This is a genomic window from Microbacterium aurantiacum, from assembly GCF_002872075.1.
In the GTDB taxonomy this organism is placed as follows: domain Bacteria; phylum Actinomycetota; class Actinomycetes; order Actinomycetales; family Microbacteriaceae; genus Microbacterium; species Microbacterium aurantiacum_A.
On sequence record NZ_PGGU01000006.1, the window covers coordinates 210,173 to 224,234 of the forward strand.

The 14,062-nt window shown below is 68.6% G+C and carries 12 protein-coding genes; 5 read left to right on the plus strand and 7 right to left on the minus strand.

The annotated features are described in order from the left end of the window. Positions 1-20: 20 nt before the first annotated feature. From murQ to CUR96_RS06385, 3 genes are read right to left on the minus strand one after another with little or no spacing between them, the layout of a single operon-like run. The gene (gene murQ, locus CUR96_RS06375) at positions 21-953 is read right to left on the minus strand and encodes an N-acetylmuramic acid 6-phosphate etherase (RefSeq protein ID WP_245861099.1); all 933 of its coding nucleotides are present in this window, start codon (positions 951-953) and stop codon (positions 21-23) included. Further along, entirely contained in the window at positions 943-1,842 is a 900-nt protein-coding gene (locus CUR96_RS06380; RefSeq protein WP_102192445.1) for a BadF/BadG/BcrA/BcrD ATPase family protein, read from the minus strand. Before CUR96_RS06380 ends, murQ begins: the two co-directional genes overlap by 11 nt. 4 nt (positions 1,843-1,846) lie before the next feature. Then, complete coding sequence (locus CUR96_RS06385; RefSeq protein WP_245861100.1) at positions 1,847-2,998, minus strand: DUF998 domain-containing protein; 1,152 nt, start codon at positions 2,996-2,998, stop codon at positions 1,847-1,849. A 136-nt stretch (positions 2,999-3,134) separates the two neighbouring features. On the opposite strand from CUR96_RS06385, the gene CUR96_RS06390 reads away from it, so the two are divergent. Further along, a complete protein-coding gene (locus CUR96_RS06390; RefSeq protein ID WP_102192446.1) occupies positions 3,135-4,091 on the plus strand; it encodes a helix-turn-helix domain-containing protein in 957 nt (318 codons plus the stop codon). A gap of 70 nt (positions 4,092-4,161) precedes the next feature. Next, positions 4,162-4,812, plus strand: coding sequence for an HAD-IA family hydrolase (locus CUR96_RS06395; protein ID WP_102192447.1), 651 nt, complete (start codon positions 4,162-4,164; stop codon positions 4,810-4,812). 144 nt (positions 4,813-4,956) lie between these two features. Here the strand turns inward: CUR96_RS06395 and CUR96_RS06400 are convergent, their stop codons facing one another. From CUR96_RS06400 to CUR96_RS06410, 3 genes are all read right to left on the minus strand, one after another. Beyond that, positions 4,957-6,471: an HNH endonuclease signature motif containing protein gene (locus CUR96_RS06400; protein ID WP_102192448.1), complete on the minus strand. Its 1,515-nt coding sequence runs from the start codon at positions 6,469-6,471 to the stop codon at positions 4,957-4,959. 422 nt (positions 6,472-6,893) lie between these two features. After that, complete coding sequence (locus tag CUR96_RS06405) at positions 6,894-7,709, minus strand: SDR family NAD(P)-dependent oxidoreductase (RefSeq protein WP_102192449.1); 816 nt, start codon at positions 7,707-7,709, stop codon at positions 6,894-6,896. 27 nt (positions 7,710-7,736) lie between these two features. After that, positions 7,737-8,486 (minus strand): SDR family NAD(P)-dependent oxidoreductase, encoded by a 750-nt coding sequence (locus CUR96_RS06410; RefSeq protein WP_102192450.1) that lies wholly within the window; start codon positions 8,484-8,486, stop codon positions 7,737-7,739. A gap of 241 nt (positions 8,487-8,727) precedes the next feature. Between CUR96_RS06410 and CUR96_RS06415 the strand changes: the two genes are divergently transcribed. The 3 genes from CUR96_RS06415 to CUR96_RS06425 all read left to right on the plus strand — a co-directional run bounded on the left by CUR96_RS06415 (position 8,728) and on the right by CUR96_RS06425 (position 12,283). After that, positions 8,728-10,176 carry an APC family permease gene (locus CUR96_RS06415; protein WP_102192451.1) on the plus strand — a complete coding sequence of 483 codons (1,449 nt, stop codon included), beginning with the start codon at positions 8,728-8,730 and terminating at the stop codon, positions 10,174-10,176. Positions 10,177-10,215: 39 nt separating this feature from the next. Further along, the gene (locus tag CUR96_RS06420; protein ID WP_102192452.1) at positions 10,216-11,055 is read left to right on the plus strand and encodes a molybdenum cofactor biosynthesis F family protein; all 840 of its coding nucleotides are present in this window, start codon (positions 10,216-10,218) and stop codon (positions 11,053-11,055) included. A gap of 187 nt (positions 11,056-11,242) precedes the next feature. After that, positions 11,243-12,283: a hypothetical protein gene (locus CUR96_RS06425; protein ID WP_146008131.1), complete on the plus strand. Its 1,041-nt coding sequence runs from the start codon at positions 11,243-11,245 to the stop codon at positions 12,281-12,283. A 271-nt stretch (positions 12,284-12,554) separates the two neighbouring features. On the opposite strand, the gene CUR96_RS06430 is transcribed toward CUR96_RS06425, so the two are convergent. Continuing rightward, positions 12,555-13,994 (minus strand): aldehyde dehydrogenase family protein, encoded by a 1,440-nt coding sequence (locus CUR96_RS06430; protein WP_102192563.1) that lies wholly within the window; start codon positions 13,992-13,994, stop codon positions 12,555-12,557. Positions 13,995-14,062: the final 68 nt, after the last annotated feature.

The following is a 14,062-nucleotide window of genomic DNA, read 5'->3' on the forward strand; positions in this document are numbered from 1 at the left end:
CACGGCTCAGGCCACCGGCTTCAACGGAGCGCGGCGATCGCCTCGCGCAGGATGCCGCCGGCACTCTCGAGCGCTGATGCCCCCGCCGCCGCCGATGACCCGGTGGCGAGCATCAGCAGGGCGAGCTTGACCGATCCGCCTGCTTCCTGAAGAGCCGAGGCCGCCTCCGCAGTGCCGACGCCGGCAAGGGTCGACACCGTGCGGATGGAACGCGCACGCAGCTTCTCGTTCGTGGCGAGCAGATCGACCATCATCCCGCGGTAGGTCTTGCCGAGCTTGATCATCGACAGGGTGGTGATCATGTTCACCACGAGCTTCTGCGCGGTGCCGGATTTCAGCCGCGTGGATCCCGAGATGAACTCGGGACCGGTGACGACCTCGATGGCGATGTCGGCCGCCGCTCCGATCGCCGAGCCGCGGTTCGAGGCGATGGCCACGGTGAGCGCTCCGCGTTCCCTGGCGAAACGCAGCCCGCTGATGACGTACGGCGTGCGCCCCGATGCCGAGATCCCCACGACCGTGTCGAGCTCGCCGACCTCGATGTCGCGCAGCGCATCGGTCGCCGCGTGCTCGTCGTCTTCGGCGTTCTCCACGGCGGAACGGATCGCGGCCTCCCCTCCCGCGATGAGTCCGACCACCATCGACGGGTCGGTGCCGAAGGTGGGCGGGCACTCGCTCGCATCGAGGACGCCCATGCGGCCGGCCGTGCCGGCGCCCATATAGATGAGACGTCCACCGCGCCGGAAGCGGTCGGTGACCCCGTCGACGGCCCGTCCGATCTCGACGGACTGCTCGGCCACCGCGGGCGGCACACGCTGATCCTCGGCATTCATGCGTCGTACGAGCTCTGCGGTGCCGAGCAGGTCGAGATCTCCCCGGTCGGCGTCCTGCGCCTCGGTGCCGAGTTGCGAGAGCTCGTCGAGGAGCTCGGTCAGACGGCTGTCATCCTGCACGGTGCACGAACCTTTCATGGGGAAGATCGGAGCGACGGGTGAGCAGCAGCGCCCCGTCGAATGCATCGCCGGCTGCCGGCACCACCCGACGCCCGGCCGAGCGAAGCGCGGCCTCCAGTGTCGCGCGGAACCAGCCGTGCTCCGTGAGCCCGCCGTGCACGACGACGTCGAGGGGCCCTCCGGCGGATGCGGCGACGGCGGATGCGGTGAGCAGTCGCGCGGCCTCCGCGGCGATGGCCGCTGCCACCGGATCCGCGGCGGCAGCGGCATCCAGCACCAGCGGAGCGAGCGTAGCCAGCCGCCGGGCGACCGGTCCGTCCTCGGCGAGCCATGCCGGGATTTCGGATACGGCCCCGATGCGGTCGCCGACAACGGCGACGAGCGTCGTGTCCTCACCGAGTCCCGAGTCGGCGCGCAGCACGGCGCGAAGCGCCTCACGCCCGAGCCAGGAGCCGCTGCCGAAGTCGCCGAGGTCGGGACCCCATCCGTCGACCAGTCGCACATCGTCGTCGACCCCGAGTGCGACAGCGCCGGTGCCGGCGATGAGCAGCACCCCGGCCTCCCCCTGGAAGGCCCCGACGTGGGCGGTGACGACGTCTGAGGTCACCGCTGTGCGGGCACCGGTACGAGCGGCGAGGCGTGCAGCGAGGCCAGCGGCGGCATCCGGAGCAGCCCAGGCGCCTGCTGCACCCACGCCGAGTACGTCGATCGACGCTGCAGGCTGCAGGAGAGGAAGGATCGCGGCGAACGCCGCCGCGGCGCCATCACGACCGGCGAGCCCCGGCGCGCCGACACCTGTGCGGGTGATGCGGTCAGGGCCGGCACCCGACGCCACTCTGCATCGCGACTTGCCGAGATCGACGGCGACGGCCTCGAACGGATCAGGCATGCGGTCAGTCTACGTATCCGACCGGCGACGCCACCGCTCCCGAGGTCCCGGCCGGGTCGGGCACCGACTTCACCGGCGCGTCGATGGACCCCGCCGTACGTAGGAAGACGATGATCCAGCTGAAGATGAGGATCGCGGCGATGAGCTCGACCGCCGTGAGGTTGTAATACCCGGTCGCGAAGAACACAGCGAGCAGCACGATGACCAGCACGTATGCCCAGCCGAACATCACGAACACCCGTGGAATGACGCGCAGGAACCACGGCAGTCCGATCACGATGACGGCGAAGGCCACGCACATCCCGGTCGCGACGGTGTTGTGCAGCGGCAGGAATTCGTCGACGGGGAACAGTCCGACGCAGGCGAGGAGTATCCCGAGCATGATCAGGCCCCCGCGCACGACGATTCTGCCGCGGCGGTCTGCAGGGTCCTCGGCGGGGAGACCGGCGGTGGCGTACCGAGCGATCGTCGTGACCATGACACCGGCGATGATCAGCGTGAGGTTGAACGCCTGCGAGGCGCTGTTGCTGCTCATGCCGAGGGCGGAGAGGTTCTGGCGCCACCAATGCACGTCGCTGGAGGCCAGCATGCTGGCGAACGCGCCGACCACGAGGAACACGGTGAGCACCAGCGAGAGCGTCATCGGCGTCAGACCCGCCGCACTGAGGAAGCACACGTATCCGGTGAGCGCGACGGCGACGGCGACCAGGACCGCGCCGGGGAAGCCGTAGACCGGCGCATCGGTGAACGCACGCTCCAGCAGTTCGGCGACGCCGATCCAGCCGAGGTAGGCGATCGCGGCGTGCGCGAATGCGATCGCAGCGAGGTCGTACCAGCGCAGTCGATCGCCGGGCACAGGGAACCCGTCGCGTGCGACATCCGCCGGCCGATCGGCCGGACGCACCGCGAGCCGTCCGAGAACGAAGGCGATGATCGCAGCCAGGGCGCCGCCGAAGGCCGCGAACGCGCCGATCGACGCGGCGCCACTGATTGCCATCTCCCGCCCCCAGAACACCAGGAGGCCGATCGGGAACCCCACGACCATGAAGCTCGCGCCCACGATGAGGGCAGCGCCCTCGAGAACGGCGGCGGAGGCGTCCGGCCCCCGTGCGGCCCGCACGAACTGCAGGAGTCGCTCACCCCGGGTGCTCATCATGCGTTCTCCTCCACCGTCTTCCCGGTCGTCATCCTAGGGCGGTGTGGATCGCCCTCTATCGCGACGCCCGGCGGTGGTAATATCATCTACGGATCGTATACAACGTCGTCTTTCCACCAGCCCGAGGTGTGCAGTCATGATCGGTGTACCCGCTTCTCCCGCCGAATCGGTGTCGACACTGGTCGCGCGCAACATCAGCGAGTTCCGCGCTGCCGTCTCCGAGTCCTTCGTGCCTCTGCAGGTGTCGAGCGTCGGAGCGGACCGGCTCCGCGGCGTCATCCGGGGTGCGTCGGTCGACGAGGTGCACGTGAACGATGTGCGCGCCACCTCCCACGTCGTCGAGCGCACGCCCGAGCTCATCGCGCGGGGCGATCGCTCCTACTTCAAGGTCAGCCTCATGCTGGCCGGCACCGGACTGCTCATCCAGGACGACCGCGAAGCCGTGCTGCGTACCGGCGACCTCGCCGTCTACGACACCGATCGCCCGTACTCGCTCGTCTTCGACGACGACTTCCGGACCATGGTCGTGATGTTCCCGAAGCACCTCATCAGCCTGCCGCCCGACATGATCGGCCAGCTCACCGCGGTGCGCATCTCCGGCCAGGAGGGCCTGGGAAGCCTGGTGGTTCCGTATCTGACTCAACTCGCCGGCAACCTCGACCAGCTCGCCGGCACGACTGGAGCGCGCCTGGCGCACAGCGCGCTCGATCTGGTCACCACCGTGTTCACCCGCGAACTCGGGCTCGACGAATCCTCTGCTGATCCGCACAGGGTCCTGGTGCAGCGCATCCGTGCCCACATCGATCGCAACCTCGCCTCGACCGACCTCGGCCCCGCGTCGATCGCCGCCGCTCACTTCATCTCCACCCGGCACCTGCACGGGCTCTTCCAGGAGCAGGGGATGACCGTGTCGACCTGGATCCGCACCCGTCGGCTCGAGCAGTGCCGACGCGACCTGCTCGACCCGATGCTCGCGGATCGGCCCGTGGCCGCGATCGCGGCGCGCTGGGGCTTCGTGGATGCTGCGCATTTCAGCCGCGCCTTCAAGGCGGCCTTCTCGGTCTCGCCGAGCGAGTACCGCTCCGCGCACTGACGACGGCCGGCTGCCTGACGAGAACACCTGCGGCGTCTCATCACGACGATGCCGACGGTAGCCTGAAAGAGTGACCGAGACCATCCGCGCCCGCGCCGTCCTGCTCGACATGGACGGCACCCTCGTCGATTCGACCGCGGTCGTGGAGCGCCTCTGGTTCGCGTGGGCAGAGCCACACGGCATCGATCGCGAGACCGTGCTCAGCGTCGTGCACGGCAGGCAGGGGCATCAGAGCATGGCGATCATGCTCCCCGAGCGGGATCACGAGATCAACCTCCGCGAGAACCAGGAGATGCTGGCGACGGAGACGGATGACGTCGACGGGGTCGTCGCGATCGCCGGCGCTGCGGCGCTGCTGAAGTCGGTCGAGGCGCTCCCCCACTCGATCGTCACGTCCGCCGACGTCGCGCTCATGAACGCGCGGATGGCCGCGGCCGGCCTCACCGTCCCACAGTTCGCCGTCACTGCGGAGAACGTGTCGGCCTCCAAGCCCCACCCCGAGGGTTTCCTCCGCGGTGCGGAGCTTCTCGGCGTCGACCCCGCAGACTGCGTGGTCTTCGAGGACTCCGGCGCCGGCATCCAGGCCGGACTCGCCGCGGGGATGCGCGTGATCGGCGTCGGGAAGCACGCGGCCGAGCATCACCCCACCTACCTCGTCGACGACCTCACGCAGGTCGCGGTCATCCCGACGGGTGACGGGTTCGAGCTCAGGATCGGCTGAGACGACCCTCGCGGCGGTGTTCCTCCGGTCTTCCGACGCGGCGTTCACTCCTACCGGATTCGCACGCAGCTCCGCGCCGCCACGATCGCCATCCCGCACCATGGCGTTCACCCGTTTGAGGCGCTTGAGAGCGCCGCGGTCCAGCTATACGTGGGTGAGGGTGCTGAGGGTGGGTCGTGGGGTGCGCCATTGCTGTGCGGGGTCCCACCAGCCGGGTCCGCGGATCTGGGGGATGCCGTTCACCGTGCGGATCTCCCATCCGGAGGTGTCGAGGGTGCGGTGGTGGTGCCAGCACAGCGGGACCCCGTTGTCGGTGTGGGTGGGTCCGCCGCGGGCGTGTTCGATGACGTGGTGGATCTCGCACCAGGAGGCGGGGACGTGGCAGCCGGGGATGAGGCATTCCTTGTCGCGGAGCACGATCGCCCGTCTTTGGTGGACGGTGAAGACGCGGTCGGTGACGCTGATCCCGATGATGCGGCCCTCATCGAACAGGACCCGCTGGACTGTTCCGGTGCAGGCGGTGTGGGAGGCGACGGTGGCGGAGACGGGGGTGTCGATGCCGGGGATCGTCGCCCAACGGTCATCTTCGGCGAAGTCTTTCGCGTCGACGTGCACGACCAGGGTCGGCGCCGCACCGCCCAGCGACGGCATGTCCTCGTGGCGGGCGGCGATGCCCAATGCGCTGGCGAGGGCGTCGTGCTGCTTCTGCGGGCGGGTGCGCGGATCGATCACGTTCCGCGGATCCGAGTTGAACGGATCCTCCACGCCGCCGCTGCCGCCGTCGCCCGCCCCGTCGATCTCGTCGGAGGGCCGGAACTGCACACCCATATCTGTCGGGCCAGCAGTCTTCGGGTTCAGCTGGGCGTCGAAGAGCAACTGCAACTGGGCGTACACCTCGGGCAGCAGGTTTCCTCGGACCGGGTAGGTGCCGTTGCGGAGCCGCCCGACGGTGAAGGAACGCACCTGGGAGGCCTCCGCCGCGGACGGGGCGGACCCGTCCGGATCCAGATACATCGCGACCAGCTGCGCGAACTGCTTCAAGTCTTCCGGCGTCGCCGGTGGGGCGACGTAGTCAGACACCGTCGTTTCCGCGGGGTCGGACCCTTCGACAGGCTCAGCGACCCAAGCATCAGCATCAACGTCAACGTCGGCATCTACGCCGGCGAGGGCGAGGGCGTACCCGCGGGCCTGGTGCGCGAGTTCCGCATCCGCCCGCAACCGATCGGCCAGCCCGATCCGAACCCCGGCACGGTCGATCGGCCCGGTCGCCGCGAGCAGCCCGGCGATTCCGATCGTCCCGTCCCGCATCGCCTCCCGCAATGCCGGCCACCGCGCCGGCAACGGCGCCCCCGAAGTGAGCTCCACGTCTCGGTGCACCAGATCCGCGGCCTTCACCACCCGTGCCGCCCCCGGCGCATCCACGCGCAGCACACGTTGCAGGAGTTCATTCATGTTCCGGCATCCGCACTGGTCAGAGAATCCCGACTCGGCCGAGGCAGTCGTCTCCACGATGACGGCCTCGATGCGGCGGAACGCGTCCCCCGCGACTCGGAGTACGTCCATCCGATCGGCATCCGACAGTGTTCCGAACCCGTCCGCACTCAGCACCCGGTCGAGGTCGGAGACGACCTGGTCCAGGAGAGACAGCGGGTTCTTCATGCCTCCATTCAACAGGGGGCCACCGACATTCTGACCCTGAAAACCAGCAGATCAGAGAAACATTTTGACCAGTTTTCTCGCGCCGCCGTTATCGGCATCCGTCCCGTCGACGGACCCTGGATGAAGCACACTTGTCGACCCGCTCCGCTCGCTCGACGACCGGAGAACGAGAGGCGCCCTTACTCACGGAGAGCAGCGACCGCCAGCGAATCGAGCGTCGCCCGACGACTGGGAGCGTGACATCGCCCCAACGGACTCCCGCACCGATTCGGGATGTGCCGCGTCTCACCTCACGGAGCCGGATCGCACGCTCTGAAGGAGATCACACGCTGCGAAGGAGCCACAACAACATCTTGCCTCCGGAACGTGAGATCTCCTTCGGAACGCGAGCTGCTGGAGCGCGAGCGGTCGGATCGTGCCAGCTACATCCCGGCGTGATCGAACGCGATGGTCGGAAGGTCGACGACATGCGAGCCGCCGTCGGCGACGATCACGGCCCCGGTGATGTACGAGGACTCCCCCGACCCGAGGAAGCGCACGACCGAGGCGATCTCACTCGGATGCGCCGGGCGACGCAGCGGCACGTCGGCCGTCACCGTCGCGTAGGCCTCCTCGCGTGAGTCCAGGCCTGCGTGCGAGGCGAACTCATCCATCTCGTCGTCGGCCATCGGCGTCTGCACCCACCCCGGGCAGATCGCGTTCACCCGCACGCCGTGCCGACCGTAGTCGCGCGCGAGAGACCGGGTCAGTCCGATCAGCGCGTGCTTGCCGACGGTGTAGCCCGCGACCGAGGGACCGGCGAAGAGACCGGCGAGCGAAGACACGATCACGATCTGCCCCTTGGCCTCGATCAGGGCGGGCAGCGACTCACGCGCCATGGTGAAGGCGGTGGTCAGGTTCGCCCGAAGAGACGCCTCCCAGCCCGCGTCATCCGTGTCGCCCACGGACGAGAAGCCATGCCCGCCCGCGTTGGCAACGAGCACGTCGAGTCGTCCGTACTTCGACAGCACTTCGGCGACCGCGGCCCTCGCCGAGTCGGTGTCGGCTGCGTCGGCGACGACCGGATGCGCGCCGACCGTCCGCTCCACCTCCCGCAACGGCTCGACACGGCGCCCGACCACGACGACGTGCGCTCCCTCGGCCGCGTAGCGCTCCGCGATCGCCGCTCCGATGCCGGTGCCGCCGCCGGTGATGACGACGACGCGTCCCGCGACCGTCGATCCGATCGAACCTGTCATTCGCTTCTCCTGGCTTCTGTGTACGAGTTAGGCGGGGAATCCCGAGCGTGCGGTGTACCCGAAGTCGCTGACGATCGTGGTGCCGTTGATCGCCCGGCTGCGGGGCGAAACGAGGTAGGACACGTGCGCGGCGACCTCGTCGGCCGTCTGCACGGGAAAGATCGCGTCGCCGAAGCCGTCGCCGGCTCCCAGATCATCGCGGCTCATCGGGGTGTCCACGATCGAGGGCGCGACGGTGTTGACGCGGATGCCGTCCCCGGCGAGATCCACCGAGAGCGCCCTGGCGAACTGCACCAGCGCCGCCTTCGACGCGCAATACGGCACCATCCCCGGAGAGGCGACGAGTGCCGAGTCGCTGGAGAGGAGGACGACGGATGCCGCCACCGATGCGCGCAGCGCCGGCAACGCGTGCTTGAGCACGAGGAAGGGACCCGTGACGTTCACGGCGAAGACCGTCTCCCACTGGGCGAGGCTGGTCTGCTCGATGCCCGAGCCGACCGGCCCCGAGACACCGGCGCAGCACACCACGGCGTCGAGGCCGCCGAGCTCGACGACGGCTGTGGCGACGGCGTCGCGCACCTCGGCCTCGTCGGTGACATCAGCGGGAACGAGCACGGCGCCGGGGCATCCGTCAGCCGTCACCCTGACCCCCGGAGCATCGCGATCAAGCAGCGCGACCCGCACACCCTCCGCGGCGAGCGCCAGCGCCACCGCACGACCTATCCCGCTCGCCGCGCCCGTGACCAGCGCCGTCCTGCCGCTCAGCTGCAGATCCATCGCACCCTCCGTCCGCCTCAACGACCTCGAGGGGCACTGCCTGATGACGGCGGTGCCCTCACCGTCATCCTGCTCCTGCGTCGCCGCCTGGCGAACGTCGCCCCTCTGTCCGTGCGCGCTCACACCATCGTCTTTCACTCAGGAACAAGCGCTGAGGTCGGCTCGCGAGCAGACTCGCTCTAACGACAACCCCCGTCGTCCGCACTGTGCGAACACGGGGACACCCGACAAAGGAGCCGACGTGGCAGATACGACCGCAGTACCGCAGGAGCACACCGCCCTGCGCCCTGGCGCCCTCGGCGTCGCCGGGATCGTCTTCCTGGTCCTGGCGGCGGTCGCGCCGCTCACCGGCATCGTCGTCGTCGCCTCCATCGCGATCGCGCTCGGCAACGGCGGCGGCACCCCGATGTCGTTCTTCATCGTCGCGGCGATCCTGCTGCTGTTCGCCATCGGCTACGCGCAGATGTCCAAGCAGCTGGTCAACGCCGGCGGCTTCTACGCCTTCGTCGTCAAGGGCCTCGGTCGTACCGGCGGCCTCATCGCCGGCCTCATCGCAACCCTGGGCTACAACTTCTTCGTCGTCGGCACGATCGGAACCAGCGGCTTCTTCATGCAGGCGATCATCCGCGACCTGACCGGGTTCGACATGCACTGGATCGTCTGGGGCCTGCTCTCGATCGCGGTGTGCTTCGTGCTCGCCAGGATCGGCGTCGACTTCTCCTCGAAGATCCTCGGCGTGTGCCTCGTGCTCGAAGTGCTCATGCTCGTCGTGTTCGACATCTCCGTGCTCGTGCAGACCGGCTACGACGTGGCCGCGTTCAGCCCGGAAGCGGTGTTCTCCGGTTCGCTCCCGATCGGCCTGCTGCTCGCGGCGACCGGGTTCCTCGGCTTCGAGGCGACCGCGCTGTTCAGCGAAGAGGCGAAGCAGCCGCTGCGGACGATCCCGCGCGCGACGTACACCTCGATCATCGCGATCGGCGTGATCTTCGGCGTCACCACCTGGGCCGTCGTCAGCGCCACCGGCGTCGCACAGGCGCAGACCACCGCACTCGAGCACCTGCCCACCGGGGACCTCATCTTCTCGCTCTCGGCGCAGTACCTCGGCGGACCGCTCACGACGGTCATGATGGTGCTGCTGCTGGTGAGCCTGTTCGCGGCGATGCTCGCATTCCACAACTCCGCGACCCGCTATCTCTACTCGCTCGGCCGTGCCCGCATCCTGCCGCATGCGCTCGCCCGTACCCGCCGCAACGGAGCGCCGGCGCTCGCGGGCGTCGTGCAGGCCGGATTCGCAGCGATCGTCGCCGTGATCTTCGCGATCGCCGGCGCCGATCCGATCCTCATCCTCGTCCCGGCGATGCTCGGCTTCGGAACGCTCAGCGTACTGATCCTGCAGGGGCTGGCCGCGATCTCGATCGTGACGTACTTCCGCCGGCGCCAGGACCCCCGCTGGTGGAGCACCTTCATCGCCCCGGGCATCGGATTCCTCGGAATCGCCACCATCTCCATCCTCGCCGTGATCAACTTCGACATCGTCGCCGGATCCAGCGAGCCCGTGATCCGGATGATGCCGCTGCTGCTCGTGCTCGCCATCATCGGCGGCATCGCCTACGGCGCATACCTGAAGCGGGCGAAGCCCGTCATCTACGACGAACTCGCCACCGACCTCGAGAAGTTCAGCGATCGCTGAACTCCGAAGACCCCTCCCACCACGAAGGAAGCATGCATCATGACCGATGACGTCAACCTCTCCGACACGTCCACCTGGCTGCCGCTCGACGGCCTCGCTCCCGGCTTCGACGCCAGCAAGGCCGAGCTCAGCGACGATCTGGACGGCCGCACGTTCACGGTCGTCGACGACCGCGGAACCCGCATCAGGCATACATTCGGCCCCGGCACCGTCAGTTGGAGCTACGAGCCCGGCGAGGGCGATCCGACCGCCGCCGCATCCGACACCGATGACTGCGAAGTCATCGAGGTCGACCAGGACCTGTATTACGCGCAGTTCCACCACAGGTACCTGCCCAATGAGGCCGTCACACTGATCCTCGACCTCCGCAGCGGCCACGCGCTCTCCGTGATCTCGATCCTCGGCCAGGCATCGCTCGGCAAGACCGCCGTGCAGATGGCGTTCGCGCCCAGCCTCATCGAGGGCATCGAGACGAACGGCGAAGCGCCCGCTCCCACGACCGAGCTGATCGGCCGCCGCGTGCTCTGGGTGTACTCCAGCACCCACGCCTATGAGCACGTCTACCTCTCCCCGCACTGGTACACCTGGCAGTGCCTGGCAGGGCCGGAACAGGGACTCGCCGACACCGACGCGAATACGGTCTGGCGCATCCGCCCGGGCATCTACGTCTTCACCTGGCGCGAGAAGGTCATCCCGTGCGGCTCCGTCACGATCGCGGACCACCGCGATCAGAAGGCGATCCGCTCGCACGGCGTGCTCTTCGGCTGGGATGAGGCCGGCACGACACCGACGCACTTCACGTTCGGCGCTCACGGCCGTCTGATCTCGCACACCACGCATCCCGTCGAGTTCGACCCGGCCCGCCCGCTGGACCGCTGACCTGGTTGTTTACGGGACCCCTGGTTGTATACGGACCCCCGGTTGTTGACGGGACCCCCGGTTGTTGACGTGAATACCCGGGGGTCTCGTCGACAACTGGGGGTGCATGGCGCATAGGTCGATCTCGGTCGGGAAAGCCGCGGCGTCGGACCGCACTGGTCCTGCACATCTCCCGCATCCGCTCGAATTGTTCGCATGGACGGGATTCCCGTCCGAGACGATGGAGGCGGCGGTCGAAGATGAGCGGATGGCGACGCTCACGATCCCGCAAGCCAGGAAGCTCCTGCGCTCACGTCTGCAGCTTCTCGACGCAGGCGTCACCGATCGACAGATGCGGGCGTCCGTCGAATCGGGGGCTCTGAAGCGGGTGCGACGCGGCTGGTACGTGCGGACGAGCGACTGGAAGAAGCTCTGGAACGAGGGAAAGCACCTCGTGGAAGTGCTCGCCGCGCACCTCAATGCGACACCGCCGGGCCCGGTCTTCTGGGGTGTATCGGCGGCGGTTCTGCACGGGCTTCCGCTGTATCAGACGGTGCCGAACGAAGTCCATGCCGTCATCGACGGCTGCCGTCACAGTCGGCTTCGTGCAGGAATCCGCTGGCACGACGCCCACGTGCCGGAGCGGGACGTCACAATGATCGACGGTGTCCGCTGCACGAGCCGCGATCGCACCGTCCTCGACGTGACCGCAACCGTGAGCGCCGAGGCCGCGGTCGCAGTCGCGGATGCCGCACTCCGCGTCGTCGCCGTCTCCGACGGCCGGACGATGGATGCCGCGATCACGGCGGAATGGCGAGGTGAGCTGGCCGGGCGGACGAAGAGTGCGACGACCCGCGGTATCCGTCAGACCCGGTGGGTGATCGAGTTTGCGGACGGCCGCGCACAATTGCCCGGCGAGAGCGTCAGCCGCCTGCAACTGCGTCGCCTCGGCTTCATGGCGATCGAGCTGCAGACGAGGGTCGTGGGACCGGACTCCGAGGACTACTGGCTGGATTTCGCCTTTCCCGGGTCACTGAGCTTCGGCGAGTTCGACGGATTGGGGAAGTACACGGACCCCGAACTCATGGGAGGGCGCACCATCGAGGAGATCGTCCTCGCGGAGAAGCGTCGAGAGGATGCCGTCCGCGGCGTCACCGGCTGGCGACTCGGACGCTGGGAGTCAGCGCACATCGCGACACCGCAGCTCCTCGGCAGGAGACTGGGTGCCTTCGGCATCCGGCCGCCGTGACCCCGGCCCCTTCCGGGAGCCTCCCTGCCCGTCCCCCGCCTCCTCTGCTCCCCGCGCCGTGACAAATACCCCGTTTCTCGCCGAAACCCCTGGTTGTTGACGTCGGCAAGCGGGGGTGTCGTCAACAGAGGGGGGTGGCACCCGCGACATCTGGCGACGGCAGGGGCGATGGCGCGGGGCGGAGGATGCCGGTGCGTCACCCGTCCAGGCGTTGGGGGACGATCGATCCCGAGGTTCCTGCGCCGACGACGATCGCTGAGCGCATGAGCTCTCAGGCCTTCCGGCCCGGACCGCTCACGACCTGGGTGACGGCGACGGACTTCAGTCCCTCGACGCCGAACTCGAGGCCGTAGCCCGAGCTCTTCACACCGCCGAAGGGCACCATCGGATGCAGCCCGCCGTGCGAGTTGATCCAGACCGTGCCGGACTGCATCCGCGTCGCGGCCTCACGTGCGGCGTCCGGGTCGCTCGACCACACCGAGGCACCGAGGCCGACGTCGACTCCGTTGGCCCAGCCGAACGCCTCGTCGACGTCGGAGTAGCGGATGACCGGCAGCGCCGGCCCGAACTGCTCTTCCTGCACGAGCGCCGCGTCGTTGCCGATGTCGGCGACGATCGTCGGCCGGTAGAAGAGCTCTCCGAGCTCAGGCGCGGCCTCGCCGCCGGTGACGATCCGGCCGCCGCTCGCCTTCGCATCCTCCACGAGCCGGCTGACGATGTCGAACTGGGCCTTGTTCTGCAGCGGTCCGAGCACGTTGTCCTCATCGAGCCCGTTCCCGATCGGGACCGACGCTGCGATCTCCGCGAGTGCGTCCACGACATCGTCGTAGACCGAGTCGTGCACGTACAGGCGCTTCAGCGCCGCGCAGGTCTGCCCGGTGTTGATGAAGGCGCCCCAGAAGAGGTCCTGCGCGATCTCCTTCGCGTCGGTGCCGGGAAGGACGATGCCGGCGTCGTTGCCGCCGAGCTCCAGGGTGAGCCTGGCGAGGTTTCCGGCCGAGCTCTCGATGATCTTGCGCCCGGTGGCGGTGGAGCCGGTGAACATCACCTTCGCGATGTCGGGGTGGGAGGCGAGGCGAGCGCCGACCTCGCGGTCACCGGAGATGCCGATGAGCACATCGGGCGGGAGCACCTCGTTCATCACGGCGAGCAGGGCGAGCGCGCTCAGGGGCGTGTACTCGCTGGGCTTCGCCACCACCGTGTTGCCCATCCGCAGCGACGGACCGATCTGCCAGGTCGTGATCATCATGGGCCAGTTCCACGGGCCGATGGCGGCCACGACGCCGGCCGCCTTGTAGACGAGTTCCGCGTGCAGCGTCTCGTCGTCGACGATCACCTGCGGCTCGAGCACGGTGGCCGCATTCGTGCGCAGCCATGCGGAGCAGGCGCCGACCTCGAAACGGGCGTTCGGGCCGTTGAGGGGCTTCCCCTGCTCGCGCGACAACAGGTACGCGAGGCTCTCCGCGTTCGCGTCGATCGCGTCGGCGGCGGCGAGCAGCAGCTCGATGCGCTTCTCGTGTCCGAGCGCCTCCCAGGCAGGCTGTGCGGCTTTGGCACGGGCGACGGCGTCGTCGAGTTCGGCGACCGAATGCACCGGCGCCCGCCCGATCGTCTCTCGCGTCGCGGCATCCGGGATGTCGCGGCCGGAGCCCGCCGGTGCCTGGATGCGGTCGAGCAGCGCTGCGGCTGCGGATGCTGCGGAATCGGACATCGGTGACTCTCCTTCGAGCGAGACGAGCGCCGGCGGTGAGGACGCCGGCTCTGTCTCCATTGTCGATC